General features: G+C 69.5%; 19 protein-coding genes and 1 pseudogene. 13 read left to right on the forward strand and 7 right to left on the reverse strand.

The window, feature by feature from the left end:
- The first annotated feature begins 30 nt into the window (after positions 1-30).
- Complete coding sequence (locus tag BJY22_RS13180; RefSeq protein WP_167206596.1) at positions 31-447, forward strand: SRPBCC family protein; 417 nt, start codon at positions 31-33, stop codon at positions 445-447.
- 34 nt (positions 448-481) lie between these two features.
- On the opposite strand, the gene BJY22_RS13185 is transcribed toward BJY22_RS13180, so the two are convergent.
- Positions 482-1453 (reverse strand): type IV toxin-antitoxin system AbiEi family antitoxin domain-containing protein, encoded by a 972-nt coding sequence (locus tag BJY22_RS13185; protein WP_167206598.1) that lies wholly within the window; start codon positions 1451-1453, stop codon positions 482-484.
- Positions 1454-1600: 147 nt separating this feature from the next.
- Here BJY22_RS13185 and BJY22_RS13190 point away from each other — a divergent pair, with 147 nt between their 5' ends.
- The 9 genes and pseudogenes from BJY22_RS13190 to BJY22_RS13230 all read left to right on the forward strand — a co-directional run bounded on the left by BJY22_RS13190 (position 1601) and on the right by BJY22_RS13230 (position 10257).
- Positions 1601-2512, forward strand: coding sequence for a TatD family hydrolase (locus tag BJY22_RS13190; protein ID WP_167206600.1), 912 nt, complete (start codon positions 1601-1603; stop codon positions 2510-2512).
- Between the two features lie 16 nt (positions 2513-2528).
- Positions 2529-2933: a hypothetical protein gene (locus BJY22_RS13195; RefSeq protein WP_167206602.1), complete on the forward strand. Its 405-nt coding sequence runs from the start codon at positions 2529-2531 to the stop codon at positions 2931-2933.
- The gene (locus BJY22_RS13200; RefSeq protein ID WP_167206604.1) at positions 2930-3979 is read left to right on the forward strand and encodes a hypothetical protein; all 1050 of its coding nucleotides are present in this window, start codon (positions 2930-2932) and stop codon (positions 3977-3979) included. The genes BJY22_RS13195 and BJY22_RS13200 overlap by 4 nt, the downstream gene beginning before the upstream one ends.
- A 12-nt stretch (positions 3980-3991) precedes the next feature.
- A complete protein-coding gene (locus tag BJY22_RS13205) occupies positions 3992-4606 on the forward strand; it encodes a nitroreductase family protein (protein WP_167206606.1) in 615 nt (204 codons plus the stop codon).
- 216 nt (positions 4607-4822) lie between these two features.
- On the forward strand, positions 4823-5956 hold the full coding sequence (locus tag BJY22_RS13210) for a ubiquitin-like domain-containing protein (RefSeq protein ID WP_167206608.1): 1134 nt from the start codon (positions 4823-4825) through the stop codon (positions 5954-5956).
- A 72-nt stretch (positions 5957-6028) separates the two neighbouring features.
- Positions 6029-6853 carry a 16S rRNA (adenine(1518)-N(6)/adenine(1519)-N(6))-dimethyltransferase RsmA gene (rsmA, locus tag BJY22_RS13215; RefSeq protein WP_337758606.1) on the forward strand — a complete coding sequence of 275 codons (825 nt, stop codon included), beginning with the start codon at positions 6029-6031 and terminating at the stop codon, positions 6851-6853.
- 18 nt (positions 6854-6871) lie between these two features.
- The gene (locus BJY22_RS13220) at positions 6872-7804 is read left to right on the forward strand and encodes a 4-(cytidine 5'-diphospho)-2-C-methyl-D-erythritol kinase (RefSeq protein WP_337758607.1); all 933 of its coding nucleotides are present in this window, start codon (positions 6872-6874) and stop codon (positions 7802-7804) included.
- Between the two features lie 10 nt (positions 7805-7814).
- Positions 7815-8209 (forward strand): annotated as a pseudogene (locus tag BJY22_RS13225) (type II toxin-antitoxin system VapC family toxin).
- Positions 8210-8367: 158 nt separating this feature from the next.
- Positions 8368-10257 carry an elongation factor G gene (locus tag BJY22_RS13230; protein WP_202891095.1) on the forward strand — a complete coding sequence of 630 codons (1890 nt, stop codon included), beginning with the start codon at positions 8368-8370 and terminating at the stop codon, positions 10255-10257.
- Here BJY22_RS13230 and BJY22_RS13235 read toward each other — a convergent pair.
- Complete coding sequence (locus BJY22_RS13235) at positions 10241-11089, reverse strand: fructosamine kinase family protein (RefSeq protein WP_167206614.1); 849 nt, start codon at positions 11087-11089, stop codon at positions 10241-10243. The genes BJY22_RS13230 and BJY22_RS13235 overlap by 17 nt on opposite strands.
- Positions 11090-11149: 60 nt before the next feature.
- Between BJY22_RS13235 and BJY22_RS13240 the strand changes: the two genes are divergently transcribed.
- Complete coding sequence (locus BJY22_RS13240; RefSeq protein WP_167206616.1) at positions 11150-12970, forward strand: ABC-F family ATP-binding cassette domain-containing protein; 1821 nt, start codon at positions 11150-11152, stop codon at positions 12968-12970.
- Between the two features lie 426 nt (positions 12971-13396).
- Here BJY22_RS13240 and BJY22_RS13245 read toward each other — a convergent pair whose 3' ends face one another.
- On the reverse strand, positions 13397-13912 hold the full coding sequence (locus BJY22_RS13245; protein ID WP_272954819.1) for a MarR family winged helix-turn-helix transcriptional regulator: 516 nt from the start codon (positions 13910-13912) through the stop codon (positions 13397-13399).
- Between the two features lie 79 nt (positions 13913-13991).
- Between BJY22_RS13245 and BJY22_RS13250 the strand changes: the two genes are divergently transcribed.
- On the forward strand, positions 13992-14771 hold the full coding sequence (locus tag BJY22_RS13250) for a methyltransferase domain-containing protein (protein WP_167206618.1): 780 nt from the start codon (positions 13992-13994) through the stop codon (positions 14769-14771).
- 2 nt (positions 14772-14773) lie between these two features.
- The gene (locus BJY22_RS13255; protein WP_202891096.1) at positions 14774-15121 is read left to right on the forward strand and encodes a VOC family protein; all 348 of its coding nucleotides are present in this window, start codon (positions 14774-14776) and stop codon (positions 15119-15121) included.
- Between the two features lie 144 nt (positions 15122-15265).
- Here BJY22_RS13255 and BJY22_RS13260 read toward each other — a convergent pair whose 3' ends face one another.
- The 4 genes from BJY22_RS13260 to BJY22_RS13275 all read right to left on the reverse strand — a co-directional run bounded on the left by BJY22_RS13260 (position 15266) and on the right by BJY22_RS13275 (position 20494).
- Positions 15266-17728 carry an FtsX-like permease family protein gene (locus BJY22_RS13260; RefSeq protein ID WP_167206622.1) on the reverse strand — a complete coding sequence of 821 codons (2463 nt, stop codon included), beginning with the start codon at positions 17726-17728 and terminating at the stop codon, positions 15266-15268.
- Between the two features lies 1 nt (position 17729).
- Complete coding sequence (locus tag BJY22_RS13265) at positions 17730-18509, reverse strand: ABC transporter ATP-binding protein (protein WP_167206624.1); 780 nt, start codon at positions 18507-18509, stop codon at positions 17730-17732.
- A gap of 98 nt (positions 18510-18607) precedes the next feature.
- Positions 18608-19288, reverse strand: a complete 681-nt coding sequence (locus tag BJY22_RS13270; protein WP_337758611.1) for a response regulator transcription factor — start codon at positions 19286-19288, stop codon at positions 18608-18610.
- 30 nt (positions 19289-19318) lie between these two features.
- Positions 19319-20494: a sensor histidine kinase gene (locus BJY22_RS13275; RefSeq protein WP_238350354.1), complete on the reverse strand. Its 1176-nt coding sequence runs from the start codon at positions 20492-20494 to the stop codon at positions 19319-19321.
- Between the last annotated feature and the right edge of the window lie 40 nt (positions 20495-20534).

Consider the following 20534-nt stretch of genomic DNA (forward strand, 5'->3'; position numbering starts at 1 on the left):
CCGTACGGTCGGGGGAGGAAGGAGTTCATGATGACTGGTTTCGTAGCAGTGGCCGAGATCGACATCGACGCACCGGCGGCCCGTGTGTGGGACGTGCTGACGAGTCCGGACGAGCTGAAGCAGCTGTGGTTCGGCGCCGACGTGGAGACCGACTGGCAGGTCGGCAGCCCGATCACCTGGACGGGCGAATGGGAGGGCAAGCCCTACCAGGACAAGGGCGAAGTCCTCGCGGTGGAACCGGAGCGGTTGTTACGCCTGACCCATTTCAGTCCGCTCACCGGCCAGCCCGACGTACCGGAGAACTACCACACCCTCACCTACACCCTGACCGGCGACACCCACCTGAAACTCGAACAGGACAACAACAAAACCGAGCAGGAAGCCAAGCACTCCCAAGGCATGTGGGAAATGCTGGTGGCCAAGGTCAAGGAGGCCGCTGAGTCGTAGTGCACGGATAACAGGTTGTTTCACCACTGGCGGGTTACATCGCGCCAGCAGTGAAACAACCCGTCAGTGGGCCGGAGCGCGCGATGGCTCGGCGGATTCGCCGGAGCAGGGCGGCGGGGTCCGCCAGGTCGGCCCAGGTGACCCGGACGACCTGGTAGCCGAGGTCGCGGAGGCGGTCTTCCCGTGCCTTCTCCGCGAGCAGCGCACCGGTGCCGCCGTCGCCGTACTTGACGGCGCCGTCGAACTCGACGATCACGCCGTACTCCGCGAACAGGAAGTCGACTCGCGCCACGAACGCTCCCTGCTCGTCGCGGATCTCCGCCTGCAGCAGCGGAGCCGGCAGACCGAGCTCTGCCAGCACTACTCGTAGCCATGACTCCCCGACCGATTCGGCTCGGCCGTCGCCGAACTCGACGGCTCTGGCGGCCGCACGGATCCCGCTTCGACTGGCGAAGAGGGCGAGAGCGTCCGTCAGTTGCTGCAGCGTGGCGATCCGTAGGCGCATCGCCTGATCGACGACCGAGACCGCAACCCGATGACTGGTCGTCCGGACGGTCTCGACGACCGCGCGTGCGGCGAGCGTCGTCCGTATGCCGTTCAGTTCGCACACCGCGTCGATCGGCGGCCGGGCGGCATGCTGGCACACCGCGCCGTCGGATCGACCGGCGCCGAGCATCCTGGTCACGTGGACTCGGCGTAGATCAAGCTCTGCGATCCGCACGCCGTGCAGCAACAATGCGGACTGATGGCTCACCACGGCGCGTCCGCACAGTCGGTGGTAGACCGCTCGCGTACGCAACACATGAAGCCAGACGGCCTGCTCCCATGGCGGCATCGACTCGTACGCCGTGCCGCGTACGGCGTACGCGCCACGAGTGATCCGGACCCATTCGCCGGTCGCGACGTACCTGCGCAGATCGGCATCGGAGTACCCCGCCACCACCGCATCCCGTCGTGAGAACCATCCGCCGCGCTGCGCGGCCACCAACTCCAGCTTGAGATTCATGCCTCAGAAGATGCCGATTTCCGGCCTGCCCCTGCCGCCCGGGTTCACCCCTGTGGACAACAGCCGGTGGCGGGTTGTGTCACCGCTGGCCCGCTGCAACCCGTCAGCGGTGAAAGAAGGCGACAGCGACTCAGTAATCTGGCCCGTATGGCTGAGGGTGTTGAAGTTGGACGGCCGACGCGGGAACGGGCTGCGGTCGGGGAGGACGGGCGGTCACGGGACCGGAAGCGGCCGGCGGTGCCGGATCCGTTGCCGATGAGTGTGGTGGACGCGCACTGTCATCTCGACATCGCGGACTCCGACAACGGGGACTGGCTGAGTCCGGCGGAGGCGATCAAGCTGGCGTCGTCGGTCGGGGTGACCCGGATCGTGCAGGTGGGCTGCGATCTGCCCGGCGCGGTGTGGGCCGTCGAAGCCGCCGCGCAGTACCCGAACCTGATCGCGGGCGTCGCCCTGCACCCGAACGAGGCCCCGAAGCTGAAGGCGGCCGGTGAGCTGGACAGCGCGCTGGCCGAGATCGAGCGGCTGGCCGCGAGCAGCGACAAGGTGCGCGTGATCGGCGAGACCGGCCTCGACTACTTCCGCACCGGCGAGGACGGGCAGGCCGCGCAGCACGAGTCGTTCGCCGCGCACATCGGGCTGGCCAAGCGGCTGGACAAGACGCTGATGATCCACGACCGGGACGCCCACGACGACATCCTGCGGATCCTGGACCGCGAGGGCGTGCCGGACCGCCTGGTGATGCACTGCTTCTCCGGTGACACCGAGTTCGCCCGCGAGTGCGTGAACCGGGGCGCGTTCCTGAGCTTCGCCGGCGTCGTCACGTTCAAGAACGCGCAGTCGCTGCGCGACGCCCTGGCGGTCACCCCGCTCGACCGCATCCTGGTCGAGACCGACGCGCCGTACCTCACCCCGTCCCCGTACCGCGGCAAACCGAACGCGTCGTACCTGATCCCCCACACCGTCCGCAAAATGGCCGACGTGCTCAACATCTCCGTCGCCGAGCTCTGCACAGCCCTGAACGAGAACGCGAACCGCGCCTTCGGGGGCCCCTGGTAGTCGATACGGTGAACTTGTGGATTTCGAGGCTTTCGACGCGCAGCTGCTGACGCTCGCCGACGCGCTGCAGGGGGCCGACGAGGCCACGGTCACCGCCGAGATCGAGCGGATGAAGGCGCTGGCCCAGCAGCTCGAGGACGAGCGCTCGCGCCGGTTGGCCCTGATCCGCGCCGAGAAGCTGCCCGAGCTCGTCAACGGGCCGCAGCCGGGCACGAGTCCGCAGTACCTGCGTGCCTCCGCCCTGGTGGCACAGGTGATCAGCGGCAAGGGCGCGCCGGCCGAGCGGATCGAGCAGGCCGAACGTGCGAAGGCCGAGATCGCGGCGTTGTCCAGGCAGGCTCCGCCGCGCGAGTCCTTGACGATCCTGCGGATGAACTCGGCCCTGGTCCGGCTGATCGACCGTCTGCGGAGCGGAGCGTGACCGACGACGACGTCGAGATCTCGCCGTCGTCCTGGGAGTACCGGCTGGTGGCGGCGGTCGTACACGCGGTCGAGCGCCGGGCCGGTGGCGGCGTGGACGGTCCCCGGACCCGCTGGAACCGGGAACTGCTCGCCGAGACGGACCCGGACGATCTCGGTGGCGCCTCTGTGGACGGCAGCCTGTCGGTCTCCGTCGTCCACGTCCTGGAGCCGCTCCGCGAGGCCAGGGATCTCGATCGGCCGCTGACAGCCGGGGAGGCGTGGAAGCTCCGTCAGGCGATCGCGACGCTGATCCACGAAGCCGCGCACCTGATGACCCCCGTCGGCGACCGGACGGCTCCGGAGGCCTATCCGCTCGACGACGCTGCGACTGCGTACGACGAGGGTCTCGTCGAGCACTGGACGCACCGCAATCTCGACAGCGTCATCACTGAAGTCTTCGCGGACGCCGGGCTGGACGGGGCCGCGGCGGCCGTGCTGTCCCAGCCGGGTTACGACGCCTATCCCGCGTACACCCCCGCTGCCCGCCACCTGAGCGATGCCCTGGCGGAGCGCAGTGGCTTGACCAGCACCCAGGTCACCCAGAAGCTGCTGTGTGCCGACGACAGGCAACGCTGGAACGTCGCGGTCGACCTGGTGATCGACAAACAGCTCCCTCTGATGCCCGAGGCGCACCGCGCCCAGGTGCGGCGACAACTGGTCGCTCCGCTCCGCGAGTCCCTGTCCGGTCTGGGCGCTGTCGAGGACGACGAGTCGCTGGATTACGAGCAGCAGTCGGACGAGGCCGTCAAGGCAGCTCAGAGCGCGATCGCCGGCCTCGACCGGGAGCTCGAAAGCATCCAGCGCAAATACCAGATCGAGGCTCCGCAGCTCTCGCCGGACCTCGCACGGCTGCGGGCCGTGACGAGTGGGCAGGCGCCGCCGGCTGGGGCGACCGACCAGCGGGCGGGTGTCACCGATCGTGCGACGACGGGGCCTCACAGCGGCTCCAGTGGTCAGCAGGGGCCGCGGCGGCAACCTGGACCGCACAGGCACGGTCTCGGCTGATAGACAGGCCGCATGGAGTTCAGTGACGTCGTACGGCGGCGGCGGATGGTGCGGAACTACGACCCGGATCGCCCGGTGCCGGACGAGGTGCGGGAGCGCATCCTGGAGAACGGGTTGCGGGCGCCGTCGGGCGGGTTCTCGCAGGGGTGGGCGTTCCTGACGCTGGAGGGGGACGACCGGGAGCGGTACTGGCGGATCGCGGCCGAGAATCCGGACGAGAAGTATGTTGAATGGATCACAGGCCTGCGCCGTGCGCCGCTGCTGATCCTGGCCTTCGCGCACAAGGACGCGTACCTCGATCGGTACACCGAACCGGACAAGGGCTGGACCGATCGCGACGAGGGTCGCTGGACCGCGCCGTACTGGTACGTCGACACCGGGATGGCCGTTCTGCTGATGCTGCAGACCGTGGTCGACGAAGGCCTGGGAGCCTGCTTTTTCGGGCCTCCTGCGGACAAAACGGGTCGTTTGCTCAAGGAGTTCGGCGTACCGGAGGGGTTCGATCTGGTGGGGGTGCTGTCGGTCGGTCACCGGGCCCCGGACAAGCGCTCGCCGTCGCTGAAAAGGGGGCGCCGGACGACCGCCGAAGTGGTGCATCGGGGGCACTGGGGCAATCACACCGAGTAAGGGTCCCGTTACACCTTTTTGCGACTCGCCGAACAGGGGATTGGCACTTCCGCGTCTTGTTCGTTATGGTCCCGTGATGTTGGCCGGGATCGGGGAAGATTCCGGACAGCACGCCCCTCGGCGTTGACCAGTGCCTCCGTGCAACCAGTACGGCGTCCCCGGCCAGTGCCTGTGCTGTCCCACCCCGTGCCCGGGTAGCTCTACCTGGGAGCGTTAGTGCGTAAGTCCATCATCGTGGCCGTCGGAGCGACGGCTGCGTTCGCCATCGCGGGCGGCTCCGTGGCATACGCCACGAAGAGCAAGACGGTCAGTCTCTCCGTCGACGGCGAGGTGCGGAAGGTGCACACCTTCGGCTCCACCGTGGCAGACGCCCTGAAGGCCGAGAAAGTTCAGGTCGGTGAGCACGACGTCGTCGCGCCCGGCGTGGACTCCAAGCTGAAGGACGGTCAGGAGATCGCCGTGCAGTACGGTCGCCAGCTGACCGTCAACGCCGACGGCACCAAGAAGGCCTACTGGACCACGGCCGACAGCGTCAACGAGGCGCTCGCCGACCTGGGTCTGCGGTACGACGGGGCCCAGTTCTCCACCAGCCGGAGCGCGCCGCTCGGGCGGCAGGGCCTGGAGCTGGTCGTGACCACCCCGAAGACCGTGCAGATCGTGCACCAGGGCAAGACCGTGACGATCAAGTCGCTGGCCGGCACCGTCGGTCAGGCCCTGACCCAGGCGAAGATCCGCTGGGACGCCGACGACCGGATCACCCCGGCCGCTGCCACCCCGCTGAAGCTCGGGGTGAACAAGGTCGGCTACGTGCAGGTCCTGCAGAAGACCGTCACCAAGACCCTCAGCGTCGAGCACGGCACCGACGAGACCAAGTCGGCGACGCTGCTCGTGGGCACCAAGAAGACCACGACCAAGGGCACCGACGGCTCGAAGACCGTCACGTACCTGTACACCTACCTGGACGGCAAGCTGTCGGCCACCAAGGTGGTCGGGTCGAAGGTGGTCAGCAAGCCGGTCGACGAGCAGGTCCTGGTCGGGACCAAGCCGAAGCCGGTGGAGGAGCCGACCGAGACGACCACCTCGGAGACGGACGTTCCGGCCACCGGTAACACCAGCGCCTGGGACCGGATCGCCGAGTGCGAGTCCGGCGGCAACTGGGCGACCAACACCGGTAACGGGTACTACGGCGGCCTGCAGTTCAGCCACCAGACCTGGGTCGCGTACGGCGGCGACGCCTACGCGGAGAACGCCCACCTGGCCAGCAAGGCGCAGCAGATCGCGATCGCCGAGAAGGTCCGGGCGGCGCGCGGTGGCTACGGCGACTGGCCGGTCTGTGGCCAGCGCGCCTAGTGCAACACTGACGGGGTGACCTCGTCTGATTCATCCACTTCCGCCGGACCGAGACTCCTCGGTCCGGCGGAAGTGCGTTCACTGGCCGCCGCGCTCGGTGTCCGCCCGACCAAGCAGCGCGGCCAGAACTTCGTCATCGACCCGAACACGGTCCGCCGGATCGTCCGCGCCGCCGAGCTCTCGGATGCCGGCGAGACGGTGCTGGAGATCGGCCCGGGGCTCGGATCGCTGACGCTGGCACTGCTCGCGGACGGGCACCGGGTGACCGCGGTCGAGATCGACCCGCTGCTGGCGCGGGCGCTGCCCTCGACCGTCGCGACGTACGCCCCGGAGCAGGCGTCCCGGCTGACCGTGGTCGAGGCCGACGCGATGGACACCGGCCCGAGGGAGATCGGTTCGCCCACCGCCTGCGTGGCGAACCTGCCGTACAACGTGGCCGTACCCGTGCTGCTGCATCTGCTCGAGGTCTCGGACTCGCTGCGGCACGGGCTGGTGATGGTGCAGTCCGAGGTCGCGGACCGGCTGGCCGCCCCGCCCGGTTCGCGGACGTACGGCGTACCGTCCGCGAAGGCCGCCTGGTACGCCGACGTGCGGCGTGCCGGGCCGATCGGGCGGAACGTCTTCTGGCCCGCTCCGAACGTCGACTCCGGGCTGGTCGCCTTCGAGCGGCGCGACCCGCCCGCGACGGAGGCGAGCCGCGAGGAGGTGTTCGCGGTGATCGAGGCGGCGTTCTCGCAACGGCGCAAGACGATCCGCTCCGCGCTGGCGCGCTGGATGCCGGACCGTGCCCGGCTGGACGAAGTACTGAGCGCCACCGGGATCGACCCGCGGCTGCGGGGCGAGATGCTGGGCATCACAGAGTTCGCCGCCCTCGCCGGTGCTGCTCGGACTGTGTGATGCCCTAGCCTGTCCGACGTGCCACCTTCTGCTGAGGTCACGGTGCGTGCGCCGGCCAAGATCAATCTCGGTCTGTCGGTCGGTCCGCCGCGCCCGGACGGGTTCCATCCCGTCGCGACGGTGTACCAGGCCGTTGCCCTGTATGACGACGTGACCGCGGTACTGCGGACCGACGACGGCGAGGTGTCCGTCGAGATCGTCGGGGACTTCGCGGACGACGTACCGACCGACGGGACGAACCTCGCGGTCCGGGCGGCGAAGCTGCTGCAGGCGGAGTACGACGTCGACGAAGGCGTCGACCTGACGATCCGGAAGACGATCCCCGTGGCCGGTGGTATGGCCGGCGGATCGACCGACGCGGCGGCGACCCTGGTGGCGTGCAACCGGTTGTGGGGGCTGCAACTGACCCAGACCGAGCTGCAGCACCACGCGGGGGAGGTCGGCAGCGACGTGCCGTTCTGCCTGGTCGGCCACACGGCGCTCGGTCAGGGACGCGGCGAGCAGGTCACCGAGGTGATGTCGCGCGGGACGTTCCACTGGGTGTTCGCGATCGCCGACGGCGGGCTGTCCACGCCGGAGGTCTACCGCGAACTGGACCGGATGCGGCCGCTGCGTCGCGTCGAGTCGCCGCAGGTCCGCCCGGAGCTGATGTCGGCGCTGCTGTCCGGGCAGCCCGGCGCGCTCGCGGTTGCCCTCAGCAATGACCTCCAGGCGGCCGCGCTGGCGCTGCGGCCGGAGCTCGGCGACACGCTCCAGTTCGGTCTCGACCACGGCGCGCTGGCCGCGCAGATCTCCGGCTCCGGCCCGACCTGCCTGTTCCTCGCCGCCGACAGCCGCAGCGCCGTCGACCTGGCCGTCGACCTCGCCGAGTCCGGCCTCTGCCGCATGGTCCGCCAGGCCGAAGGCCCCGTCCCCGGCGCCCGCATCCTCCCCGCGATCGTCAGCCGGTAGTACGCTTGCCGTGATCGCGGCGGCGGGCGCTGCGCGCCTTCTGCTGGACGCGCATGTCCTGCTGTGGTGGTTGCAGGACACCGGCGACCTCTCGGACGAGCTGAAGGAGCGGATCGACACCGAGCTCGAGGTGTACGTCAGCGCCGCAACCAGGTGGGAGCTGTCGATCAAGGCAGCGTCCGGCAGGATCGACCTGCCGGAAGAACTCGGTGACGTGGTCGAGGACAGCGGCCTGAGTGAACTGCCGATCCGGACGGCGCACGCCGAGCTGGCGGGCGGCTGCCGGCGATCCACCGCGATCCGTTCGACCGAATGCTGGTTGCGCAGGCGTTGGTCGAGAAGCTGACGCTCGTGACGCGCGACCGTTTCATCCAGAAGTACGAGGTCCCGGTGCTCGAAGCCTGAAAATCCGTTCGTCGGCGGCGGAGGTAGGTGCTAGCTTCACCATGGGACCACATCGTCGTGAGAGAGCAGACAGGAGACCGGGATGCGCCGCGGATCGATCTACCTCATCGGTACTGATCGTTTCGACGCATTCGCGAGGACTCTTGAACTCTCTGACGATGGGCATTGTGGCGCATGTCGACGCCGGTAAGACCAGCCTGACCGAGCGGCTGCTGTACGCCGCCGGTGTCATCGACCGGATCGGCCGGGTCGACGACGGGAACACCCGGACCGACTCGATGGAACTCGAGCGGAAACGCGGGATCACGATCCGCTCCGCCGTGGTCTCGTTCGCGCTCGGCGACCTGCCGGTCAACCTGATCGACACCCCGGGACACTCCGACTTCATCGCCGAGGTCGAGCGCGCGTTGTCCGTGCTGGACGGCGCGGTGCTGGTGATCTCCGCGGTCGAGGGCGTGCAGCCGCAGACGCGGTTGCTGATGCGCACCCTCGACCGGCTGCGGATCCCGGCCCTGCTGTTCGTGAACAAGATCGACCGCGTCGGCGCCCGGTACGACGACCTGCTCGCGGACATCCGGCGGTTGCTGACACCGGCCGCCGTGCCGATGGAGTCGGTCGCGGAGCTGGGCACGCGCTCGGCCTCCGTGGACCTGCTCGCGGTGCAGCGCGCCGAGCTCGGCGAGATCCTTGCCGAGCGCAACGACGCGTTCCTGGAGCGGTACCTCGAGGACGCCGAGCTCGACCATGCGGCCGAGCTGCGGAGCCAGGTCGCGCGTGCCGAGGTCCACCCGGTGTACTTCGGATCCGCGATGACCGGGGTCGGGATCCCTGAGCTGATCGAGGGGATCCGCAGCTGGCTGCCGCGGGCGAGCGGATCGCCGGACGACGAGCTGCGGGCGCGGGTGTTCAAGGTCGAACGCGGCGCGGCCGGCCAGAAGCTCGCGTCCGCGCGGATCGTCAGCGGCACTCTCGCCGCGCGGACGCCGGTCGCGGTGCATCCCGGCGACGGCCCGCAGTACCAGACCCGGCCGAGCGGGATCGAGGTGTACCGCGACGGCACCCGACAGCCGGCCGATCGGGTCGAGGCCGGGCAGATCGTGGCGTTGCGCGGGCTGAAAAGCATCCGGATCGGGGATCAACTCGGCGTACGGACGCGACAGGTCGGGCAGCTGTTCGCGCCGCCGACGCTGGAGACCGTGGTGCGCGCGCGGGACCGGGTCCGGTTGTTCCAGGCGCTGACGCAGCTCGCCGAGCAGGATCCGCTGATCCGGGTCCGGAAGGCGGACGACATCACCGTGAGCCTGTACGGCGAGGTGCAGAAGGAGGTGATCGCGTCGTTGCTCGCCTCGGAGTACGGCGTGGAGGTCACCTTCAGCGAGACGACGCCGATCCACGTCGAACGGCTCGACGGGGTGGGCGCGGCGATGCGCGAGATCACCGACAGCCTGTGGGCGGCGGGGGTCGGGTTCCGCGTCTCACCGGTTGCCGAGGGCATCGAGTACGGACTGGAGGTGGAGCTCGGCGCACTGCCGCGGGCGTTCCACACCGCGGTCGAGGAGACGGTCCGGCAGACGCTGCACCAGGGCTTGTACGGGTGGGAGATCCCGAACATCCGGGTCGATCTCACGCACACGGCGTATTACAGCCCGACCACCGTCGCGGCCGACTTCCGCCGCCTGGTACCGCTGGTGCTCCTGGAGGCGATCGCCGAGGCCGGTACGACGGTGATGGAGCCGCTGAACCACTTCGAGTTGGACGTCCCGTCCGACACGGTCTCGCGCGTCCTGGCCCACGTCGCGGAGCACCGCGGTGTCGTCTCCCAGACCATGCTCACCGAAACCCAGGCCCATCTGGAAGGCACCCTCCCGGCCGCCACCACGCACCCGTTCGAGTCCCACCTCCCCACCCTCACCCGGGGCGAGGCGCTCCTCGCGACCACGTTCCACTCTCACCAGCCCGTCGCAGGCCCACCTCCGGCCCGCGCCAGAACCGACGGCAACCCCCTCAACGAGAAGCAGTACGTCCTGAACCTCAATCGAAGCGCTTGAGGATGGCGTGGATCTCCGCGACGGTCTCGTGACAGTCGGGACTCTGCGCGGTGATCGAGAGCAGTTCTCGGAGGTGGAGGAGGGGGAGGCGGTCGCGCCAGCCGGGGTCGAGCGGACGGACCTCCTCGTAGGTGTCGAAGAGTACGTCCGACAGCCGGCCGTAGATGAGGAAGGTGGCGAGGTCTGCCTCGGCCCAGCCGTAGTGGACGGCGGGGTCGATCAGTGCGGGAGCGCCGGCCGGGGTGGGCAGGAGGTTGCCGTGCCAGAGGTCGCCGTGGAGCAGCGACGGCGGCTGCGGCGGGATCAGCTCGGTGAGGCGGCTCGCGACGCGTTCCAGGCGACGACGGTCGGCCTCGGGCAGCTGACTGTGGCAGAGGGGCTCCTCGAGAAAGCGGAGCAGACGGTGCTCGGCGAAGAACGCGTGACCGTCCGTGGTCCAGGGGTTCCGTTGCGGAAGCACGCCGAGGTAGTTGTCGCGGTCGTACCCGAACTTGTCCGCCGTCTGCAGGTGCTGCAGCGGCAGCGCCCGCCCGGCGTCCTCCCAGTACGTCGGCGACGGTTCCGACGTACCGAGGTCCGACAGGACGATGAAGTGCGGCGTCACCCGCAGTACCTCGGGTACGGCGAATCCGCCGGGCTGCCGTAGCGCGTCGAGGCCGTCCGCCTCCAGCGCGTACAGGTCCGCCGGGAGGTCGTCCTGCGTCTTGACGACCACAGACCGGCCGAGCGTCGTCCGCACCCGGAAGGTCTTGCTGGCGTACCCGCCCTCGAGCGGATCGGCGGCGATCGCGTCGCCCAGGGAGAGGCCTTCGAGCCAGGCGGGAGTCAACACCTGGACGATCCTGGCACGATCCGGAGCGGGGTGCCGCCGTCGGCTACCCTGGGGCGCGTTATGGCCCCACCTAACTTGGTCAATCTGGAAGCTGTTTCGAAGGGCTTCGGGACCCGCACACTGCTCGACTCGGTCAGTCTCGGCGTAGGCCGTGGTGAGCGCATCGGCGTGGTCGGGCGCAACGGCGACGGCAAGTCGACGCTCCTGCAGGTCCTGGCCCGGCGCGAGGAGCCGGACAGCGGCCGGATCACACACAACCGCGACCTGCGGCTCGGGTACCTCGGACAGACCGACGACCTCGACCCCGCCCAGACCGTGCTGCACGCGGTGCTGGGTGACGTCGAGACCTACACCTGGGCGGCGGACCCGCGGGCGCGCACGGTGATGGAGCATCTGCTCGGTGAGGTCGACCACCAGGCGTTGGTCGGCAGCCTCAGCGGTGGTGAGCGCCGCCGCGCGTCGCTTGCCAGGCTGCTGCTCACCGAGGTCGACCTGCTGGTCCTGGACGAGCCCACGAACCACCTCGACATCGAGGCGGTCAGCTGGCTCGCCGAGCACGTTGTGGATCGTGCGGGCGCACTGGTCGTCGTGACCCACGACCGCTGGTTCCTGGACGCGGTCTGCACCGACACGTGGGAGGTGCAGGGCGGCCGCGTCACGTCGTACGACGGTGGGTACGCCGCCTACGTCCTGGCCAAGGCCGAGCGGGCCCGCACCGCGCAGGTGACCGAGACCAAGCGGCAGAACCTCCTGAAGAAGGAGCTCGCCTGGCTGCGTCGCGGGGCACCGGCGCGGACCAGCAAACCCAAGTTCCGGATCGAGGCGGCGAACGAGCTGATCGCCAACGAGCCGCCGCCGCGGGACAAGCTCGCGCTGTCGCAGCTCGCGACCGCCCGGCTCGGCAAGGACGTGTTCGACGTCGAGGACGTCACGTTGAGCTTCGGCGACCGGACGATGCTGGACCACGTGACGTTCCGCCTCGGCCCGGCGGACCGGATCGGCCTGCTCGGCCCGAACGGCGCCGGCAAGACCACGTTCCTCAGGGTTCTCACCGGGCAGCTCGCCCCGGACCGCGGCCGGGTCAAGCAGGGCAAGACCGTCCGGATCGCCAACCTGTCCCAGACCCTCGAGGAGATCGACGGCGCGGCCACCGTCCTCGACCACATCACCGCGATCCGTCGTACGGCGGCCCTCGCCGGCCGGGGCGGCGAGCTGACGTCGTCGCAGCTGCTCGAACGGTTCGGGTTCACCGGGGACAAGCTGACCACCCGGATCTCGGACCTGTCCGGCGGTGAGCGGCGCCGGCTGCAGCTGCTGCGCATCCTGCTCGACGAGCCGAACGTGCTGATCCTCGACGAGCCGACGAACGACCTGGACGTCGAGACGCTGACCGTTCTGGAGGACTTCCTGGACGGCTGGCCGGGCGTGGTCGTCACCGTCACGCACGACCGGTACTTCCTCGAGCGGGTCAGCGACATGGTGTACGCGATCATGGGCGACGGCCAGGTCCGGCATCTGCCGCGCGGTGTCGATCAGTATCTCGACGAACTCGCCGCCGGAATTCCCCGGCGGGCGACGTCGAATGCGTTGACACCGGCCGCAGGAGTGTCAACGGATTTGTCACCGGACGAAAATCCCCAGGTCGTTGAAAGTCCGATGGTTGACGCGGCAGTGGCCCGGGCGGCGAAGAAAGAGCTGAACCGGATCGAGCGGCAACTGGCGAAGCTGACCGAGGCCGAGGCGAAACTGCACGACCAGTTGGCCGCGAGCGCGAGCGACTACGAGCGGCTCGCCGAGCTGGACGCCGAACTGCGCAAACTCGCCGACGAGCGCGGCGAGCTGGAGACCGCCTGGTTCGACGCGGCGGAACGCGCCGAATAGCGGTTTCCGCGCGGGTCGGTGCAGGTCAGGGCAGGGTCGAGTCACGGCGCCCCCTCCGATCCCCTGTGATTCGGAGGGGTGCGCCGAGCTCCTGGGTGAGCGGGCCCCGTGCCGGCCGGCGTTGTTCGAGCCCCGAGCCCCGAGCACCGCGCGGCCACTTTCGGCGGACCACCTCTTGCCGCCGAAGTCACCATCACTTTGACATTTTGTAGTCGATCAGCCACCGACGGTGATGACCCTAGTAGGGGTGTAGACCGGTGTCGACAGTCGTCGGCTACAGCAGCCTCTCGATCTCGTTGCAACTAGCAACGAGCGGAACAGGTAAGAAGTGACGGGTTGACTTTTCGGATAATTCCCGCGCAATTCCGGGCGGCCTTTGTCCGAACGAACAAGCCGCTTTTGGTGAGGTGCGACCGGTTGTTTCGGTCAGTGTTTTTCCAGGTCGAACGGGCGGACGAGTTCGCGCAGTACCCGGGCGATCTTCTGCTGGTCGCGCTCGCTGAGGCCGCCCAGCAGGGCGCGCTCGTGGGCGAGCAGGTCGGCCATCGCGGCGTCGACCCTGTCCCGTCCGGCGGGTGTCAGCTGCACCAGCACCCCGCGCCGGTCGCTCGGGTCCGGCAGGCGCTCGACCAGGCCGCGCGCGGCCAGTCGGTCCACCCGGTTCGTCATCGTGCCGGAGGTGACGAGGGTTTCCTTCAGCAGTTTGCCGGGGGAGAGTTGGTACGGCGTGCCCGCGCGGCGGAGCGCGGCGAGGACGTCGAACTCCCACGACTCCAGGCCATGGGTGTCGAAGGCCTGGCCGCGGGCGCGGTCCAGGTGCCGCGCCAGCCGGCTGACCCGGGACAGCACCTCCATCGGCGCCACGTCGAGATCGGGCCGCTCACGGCGCCAGGCCTCGATCAGCCGGTCGACCTCGTCCTCCATGACCTCGAGACTACCCATCAAGACTCTTGACATCAAGACAAGTGGCGGGTCTAGAGTATCTCGACGTCAAGATAAATCGTTCAGAGAGGTGCAGCCGATGCGCAGGTCACCGGTGTGGAGTCCGGAGCAGTACGGCACGTACGCCGACGAGCGGGCCCGGCCGTTCCGGGACCTGGTCGAGCGGGTCCGGGCGACCGGCGTACGGACGGTCGTCGATCTCGGGTGCGGTCCGGGGGCGCTGACCGCGACGCTGCGTCAGGTCTGGCCGGAGGCCGAGATCCGGGGGATCGACAGCTCGCCGCAGATGCTCGAGGCGGCCGCGCAGTACGCCGGCGACCGGCTGAGTTTCGAGCTCGGCGACGTCCGCGAATGGTCCGGGGAGAACATCGACGTGATCGTCACCAACGCGACGCTGCAGTGGGTCCCCGAGCAGCTCGACCTGCTGCCCGGGTTCGTGCGGGCACTGCGGCCGGGCGGGTGGCTGGCCATCCAGATCCCCGGCAACGGGGACGCTCCGTCGCACGCGATCCTCCGCGAGCTCGCCGGGACCGCGCCGTACGCCGAGTACGCGAAGGATGCCTCGCTGCGTCCCGAAGTACCGGGGCCGGCCGAGTATGTCGAGGCGCTGAGCGCTGAAGGCTGCGTGGTCGACGCGTGGGAGACGACGTACTACCACCTGTTGTCCGGCGACAACGCCGTACTGGAATGGGTGAAGGGGACCGGTGCGCGGCCGGTGCTGCAGTCGCTGCCGGACGACCTGCGGAAGGAGTTCGAGGCGGAGTACGGCGCCCGGCTGGCGGAGGCGTATCCCCAGAAGGAGTACGGGACCCTGCTGCCGTTCCGCCGGATCTTCGCCGTGGCGCACAAGGAGGGGTGACGATGCGGCTCGATCATGTGCAGGTGTCGTGCCCGCCCGGCGGTGAGGACGTGGCGCGGGCGTTCTACCGCGACGCGCTCGGGATGACCGAGGTGGAGAAGCCGGAGCTGCTGAAGGCGCGGGGCGGGTGCTGGTTCAGGGCCGGCGCCGCGGAGATCCATGTCGGCGTGGAGCAGTCGTTCACACCGGCGAAGAAGGCTCATCCCGCGTTGGCGGTGGACGACTTGGAGGCGGTGGCCGCCAAACTGACTGGCCTGGGCTACCCGGTGCGGTGGGACAACGAGACGATCCCGGGCCGCCGGCGGTTCCATACCGCCGACGGTCATGGGAACCGGGTGGAGTTCGTGTGAGGGACCGTGCGACAGGAGGTGTCGCCGTCTGGGCGACCGCTTGACGCTCACGCGGGCGGCCGGCGGACGCGAGTGGACAGACAGCTCCTGTCGTTCGGTACCGAAGCGGCTCGCCCGGCCCCCTCAAGCCGGGCGAGCCGCTGCTCATTCGGTGGCGAGGGCTCCGGCCGGAGCGACCTTGGCCGCGCGGCGGGCCGGGAGCAGCGAGGCGAGCAGGCCCGCGACCGTGGCCACGGCGGCGATCGCAATCAGCAACGTCCCGGGTACGGCGTACTCGACGCCACCGTCGACCGTCTGGCCGCCCATCAGCGCGCTTGTCCCGGTCCAGCCGTAGATCAGGCCGAGTACGATCCCGAGACCGGCCGCGACCAGTGCCATCAGCAACGATTCGACGGCCAGCATCCGGCGCAGCTGGCGGCGGGACAGGCCCATCGCGCGGAGCAGGGCGTTCTCCCGGGTCCGTTCCAGCACCGAGAGGCTGAGCGTGTTGCCGACTCCGACCAGCGCGATCAGGACCGAGACGCCGAGCAGGCCGATCCCCACCATCAGCAGCACGTCGAACACCTTCGTGTAGCTGGAGCGCTCGGCCAGACCGCCGTCGACTCCGAGGTTCTTCACCGACGGGAGCGACTGTTCGACGGTCTCGATGACCTTCGTGCCGTCCGCCTTCGGGTCCGACGCCAGCCAGAACCCGGTCACCGGCGCGTTCGGTGCCAGCTTCGCGAGGTCGGTCGAGGTCAGCGTGACCTGGTCGAGCCCGTTCGACTGCTGGACGGTCAGCGTCAGCCGGTGCTTCCCGGCGACGATCGTGATCGGGCCGCCGTTCTCGAGCTTCATCCCTCGCATGACCGGGAACGAGACCAGCGCGGTTCCCGGTTTCAGGTGACCGGTCAGCGCCGGGATGTGGATCACCGATCCGGCCGCGCCCGCGTCGATACCGGTGACGGTGAGCTCGTTCTCGCCGGAGCCCACGGTCACCGACCGGACCGGGACGACCTGGGTGATGCCCTCGATGTCGCGGAGCTGCTGCTCGGCGTTCGCCGGCATCTTCTCCTGGTACGCCGTCACCTTCAGGTCGACCGGGTACTGGCCGTTCATCGACACGTCGAAGGTCTTCTGCACCGAGGCGATGCCGACGCACGTGAGGCTGATCAGCGTGACGCCGATGAGCAGTGCCGAGGTGGTGGCCGCCGTACGCTTCGGGTTCCGGACGGCGTTCGCGACCGCGATCCGGCCGGGTACGCCGCCGCGCCGGGCCGGCAGCGCACCGACCAGGCGGATCAACGCCGGTACCAGCAGTGAGCCGACCGCGAGGATGCCGAGGAACGAGATCGCGCCGCCGGCGACACCGACCAGCACCTCGTGCAGGATCGCTCCGCCCGCCAGCAGGACGCCGCCCCCGGCGAGGAGCAGGAAGCCCAGGAGCAGACGCAGTACGCCGGCCCTCGAGGCGGCCGCCGGGGCGACCTCGGGACGCAATGCGGCCAGCGGTGCCACCTTCGTCGCCCGGCGTGCCGGTACGACGGCCGAGATCAGCGTGGCCACGGTACCGATCAGAAGCGGCAGGAACACCGACGCGAGACCCAGGTGCAGCGGCACCGCCGGGATACCCCAGTCGAACTCGCGGAACAGCGCCAGCGCCAGTGCGGAGAGCGCTACGCCGAAGACCACACCGATCGCCGACGCGATCGCGCCGACCACGGCCGCCTCGGCGAGGACGGACGAGAACACCTGGCGCCGGGACGCGCCGACGCAGCGCAGCAGCGCCATTTCGCGGGTGCGCTGGGCGATCACGATCGTGAACGTGTTGCCGATCACCAGGCAGGCGACGAACAGCGCGATCAGCGCGAACATCCCGAAGACGCCGCCGAGGACGTCGATGCCGTTCGTGAACTCCTGGACCTCGTGCTCGATGAACGCCTCACCCGTGAACACCGTGATGCCGCTCGCAACCACGATCTGCGCCGCGGACGCGAGCTGCTGCTGCGTGACACCGGGCTTGGCCGCGAGCGCGATCCCGCGGGTGAACGCACCCGGATCGAACATCTTCACCGCGGCCGGGGTAGCGATCGCCGACGCGGTGCCGACCTGCTTCGAGTCGTCGAGGAGCCCGACCACCGTCACGGTCCACGACTTGTCGTCGTACGAGCTGATCCGGAGTTGCCGGCCGATGGAGATCTTGTGCTTGGCGGCCGTCCGGGCCGGCAGCGCGATCTCGTTCGTTGTGCTGGGCAACCGTCCGGACGAGGTGCCGGGGCCGGGGATCTCCGGGGTGCCGTACAGCGCGTCGATCGGGAGCCCGGTCGGCCGGACCAGGTCGGGATACGTCACGTTCAGGTACGCCGTGGTCAGCGTGACCGTCGACGCCGCCTGCGCGACCTTCTGGACCTTGGCGATGTCGGACGGCGAGATCGTCGCCCGGTCCGGGTAGACGACGGCGTCGACACCCTTGTACTGCGCCCCGATCGTCTCGTCGACGCCGTGCGACGCGGACCCGTGCACGATCATCGCCAGCGAGCCGAACCCGACCCCGAGGACGATCGCCAGGCAGGCGGCGACCAGACGGCCCATGTGGGCGCGCAGCGAGGAGAGCAGTGATCGTCGCACGTCACGCCCCCAGCTGGCGCAGCGCGTCGAGGACACTCTCCGGGGTCGGCTCGGTGAGCTCACCCGCGAGCTTGCCGTCGGCAAGCATCACGACCCGGTCGGCGTACGACGCGGCCAGCGGGTCGTGGGTGACCATCACGACGGTCTGGCCGAACTCGCGGACCGAACGGCGCAGGAATCCGAGCACCTCGGCGCCGGACCGGGAGTCCAGGTTGCCGGTCGGCTCGTCGGCGAACACGACCTCCGGGCGGCCGACCAGCGCCCGCGCCACCGCGACCCGCTGCTGCTGGCCGCCGGACAGCTCCGACGGGCGGTGCGTGAGCCGGTCCTCGAGGCCGAGTACGTCGATCAGCGTGTCGAGCCACTGCTGGTCGGGCTTGCGGTTGCCGAGCTCCAGCGGGAGCAGGATGTTGTCCTTCGCGGACAGCATCGGCAGCAGGTTGAACGACTGGAACACGAACCCGATCCGGTCCCGCCGGATCTTCGTCAGCGCGGCGTCGGGCAGCTGGGTCAGTTCGGTCTCGCCGAGCAGGACCTGGCCGCCGGTCGGCGTGTCGAGCCCCGCGAGGCAGTGCATCAGCGTCGACTTGCCGGACCCGGACGGACCCATGATCGCCGTGAACCGGCCGACCCCGAAGTCCACCGAGACGCCGTCGAGCGCGGCGACCGCGGTGTCGCCCTGTCCGTACACCTTGCGCAGCTCGTGCGCCCGGATGGCGGTCCGCGGCTCCCCGTCCTGCGGCAGCCGTCCCACCGCAAGGTCCCCGGTCTGCAAGCTCATGTCACTCCTCAACTCAACTGAACGTTGGTGAAGAAGTTAGTGAGCGCGGCGCGCGATCTCGTCGGACTGCAGACGGGACTCCGCGTACTACCTGGGTATTACTTGGTGGGTTTCACGAGCCCGGTCTCGTACCCCAGGACGACGAGGGCGACCCGGTCGCGCAGGCCGGTCTTGGCCAGGATGCGGCCGATGTGCGTCTTGACCGTTGCCTCGGACAACGTGAAAAGCTTCGCGATCTCGGTATTCGACAGGCCGCGGGCGACCTCGACCAGCACCTCTCGCTCGCGCGCGGTCAGGTCGGCCAGGTCGGGCCGTTCGGTCTCGCCGTCGGGCAGGGCCCCGGCGAAGTGCTCGAGCAGGCGTTTCGTCGTACTCGGGGAGACGACGGCGTCACCGGAGTACACCTGGCGGATCGCGTTCAGCAGGTCGGCGGGCGGGGTGTTCTTGAGCAGGAAGCCGGCCGCGCCCGCCTTGATCGCGGCGAACGCGTACTCGTCCAGGTCGAACGTCGTGAGCACGATCACTTTTGGTGCTTCCGGCAACGACTGTAGCCGCCGAGTCGCCTCGACCCCGTCCAGGCGCGGCATCCGGACGTCCATCAGCACGACGTCGCACGCGGTGACCTGGATCTTCTCGACCGCCTCGCCGCCGTCACCGGCCTGGCCGACCACCCGCATATCGGCCTGGGAGTCCACCAGCATCGTGAACCCGGCCCGGACCAGCTCCTGATCGTCGACCAGGAACACCCGGATCACGTCGTCCGTGTGCCTGTTGTTCACTCGCTGCGCTCGCTCACTGCTGGTTCCCTTTCACTCAGTGGGCAGGTTGTACGGCAGCCTGGCGATCACTTCGTAACCGCCGCCCGCCCTCGGTCCGGCGCTCACGGTACCGCCCGAGACCGAGACGCGCTGCCGCATCCCGACGAGGCCGTGACCGGGGTCCGAGCTCGGCGCGACGCCGCCGCCGTGCCCGTCGTCGGTGACCACCACGGTCAGCATCTCGCGCCCGAAGTCCAGGGCGACGGAGGTACGCGCTCCCGGCCCGGCGTGTTTCAGCGTGTTGGTGAGGCCTTCCTGGACGATGCGGTACGCCGTGAGGCCGAGCAGGGCCGGGAGCTCGCGGGGTTCGCCGGTCACCTCGTACTCGACGGGCAGGCCTGCCTCGCGGACGTTCTCGATGAGCTCGGGGAGACTGGAGACGCCGGGCTGCGGGCGGGCCTGGTCCGGGCCGAGCTCGGACTGCTCCTCCTGCTTGAGCAGGCCGAGCATCTTGCGCATCTCGGTGAGCGACGCGCGGCCGGTGTCGCCGATCGTCGCGAGCGCCTTCTTCGCCGCCTCGGGTGACTGGTCCGCGGCGTACAGCCCGCCGTCGGCCTGGACGATCATGATCGACAGGCCGTGCGCGACCACGTCGTGGATCTCGCGGGCGATCCGGGTACGTTCGTTGCTGACGGCCAGTTTCGCCTCCCGGTCGCGGTCCCGCTCGAGCTGGGCGGCCCGCTCCTCGAGCTGAGCGACGTACAGCCCGCGGGTACGGCGACGCTCGCCGAACGCCCAGACGCCGAACACAAGCGCGCCGAGCGCGACCATCATCGTGATCTGCTGTTTCCAGTCCGAGCTCGCCCAGTACCGCGACACCGCCATCAGCACGCCGAGGCCGCCGATACCGAGGGCGATCCGGCTCAGGCGCACGTCGCCGTACACGGAGATCGCGTACAGGGCGACCAGCAGGCCGACGTTGCCGGGCATCAGGTCGACGCCGGCCAGCCATTGCAGGACGGCGACCGAGCAGACGCCGAAGAAGACCAGTTCGGGGTGGGTACGGCGCCAGATCAGCGGAACCAGCATGCCGAACGCGAGCAGCCCGCCCCAGCGCGCCTGGGCGAGTGACAGGAACCCGAAGACCATGCACAGCGAGCCGGCCAGCAGCAGGTCGAACGCCTTGCTCCGGGCAGGCAGCGGCCGCGCGGTCAACATCCCCGTCATGGTGGCCAGGGTACGGGGCACGGCAGGCGCGGGGGTCATG

The sequence above is a fragment of the Kribbella shirazensis genome, assembly GCF_011761605.1.
In the GTDB taxonomy this organism is placed as follows: Bacteria; Actinomycetota; Actinomycetes; order Propionibacteriales; family Kribbellaceae; genus Kribbella; species Kribbella shirazensis.

Bases quoted from the DNA above. Each gene is read 5' to 3' on its own strand.
- BJY22_RS13180 (WP_167206596.1), top strand. From the start codon at position 31: ATGACTGGTTTCGTAGCAGTGGCCGAGATCGACATCGACGCACCGGCG.
- BJY22_RS13185 (WP_167206598.1), bottom strand. From the start codon at position 1,453: ATGAATCTCAAGCTGGAGTTGGTGGCCGCGCAGCGCGGCGGATGGTTC.
- BJY22_RS13190 (WP_167206600.1), top strand. From the start codon at position 1,601: ATGGCTGAGGGTGTTGAAGTTGGACGGCCGACGCGGGAACGGGCTGCG.
- BJY22_RS13205 (WP_167206606.1), top strand. From the start codon at position 3,992: ATGGAGTTCAGTGACGTCGTACGGCGGCGGCGGATGGTGCGGAACTAC.
- BJY22_RS13230 (WP_202891095.1), top strand. From the start codon at position 8,368: ATGGGCATTGTGGCGCATGTCGACGCCGGTAAGACCAGCCTGACCGAG.
- BJY22_RS13240 (WP_167206616.1), top strand. From the start codon at position 11,150: ATGGCCCCACCTAACTTGGTCAATCTGGAAGCTGTTTCGAAGGGCTTC.
- BJY22_RS13245 (WP_272954819.1), bottom strand. From the start codon at position 13,912: ATGGGTAGTCTCGAGGTCATGGAGGACGAGGTCGACCGGCTGATCGAG.
- BJY22_RS13250 (WP_167206618.1), top strand. From the start codon at position 13,992: ATGCGCAGGTCACCGGTGTGGAGTCCGGAGCAGTACGGCACGTACGCC.
- BJY22_RS13255 (WP_202891096.1), top strand. From the start codon at position 14,774: ATGCGGCTCGATCATGTGCAGGTGTCGTGCCCGCCCGGCGGTGAGGAC.
- BJY22_RS13265 (WP_167206624.1), bottom strand. From the start codon at position 18,509: ATGAGCTTGCAGACCGGGGACCTTGCGGTGGGACGGCTGCCGCAGGAC.
- BJY22_RS13275 (WP_238350354.1), bottom strand. From the start codon at position 20,494: ATGACGGGGATGTTGACCGCGCGGCCGCTGCCTGCCCGGAGCAAGGCG.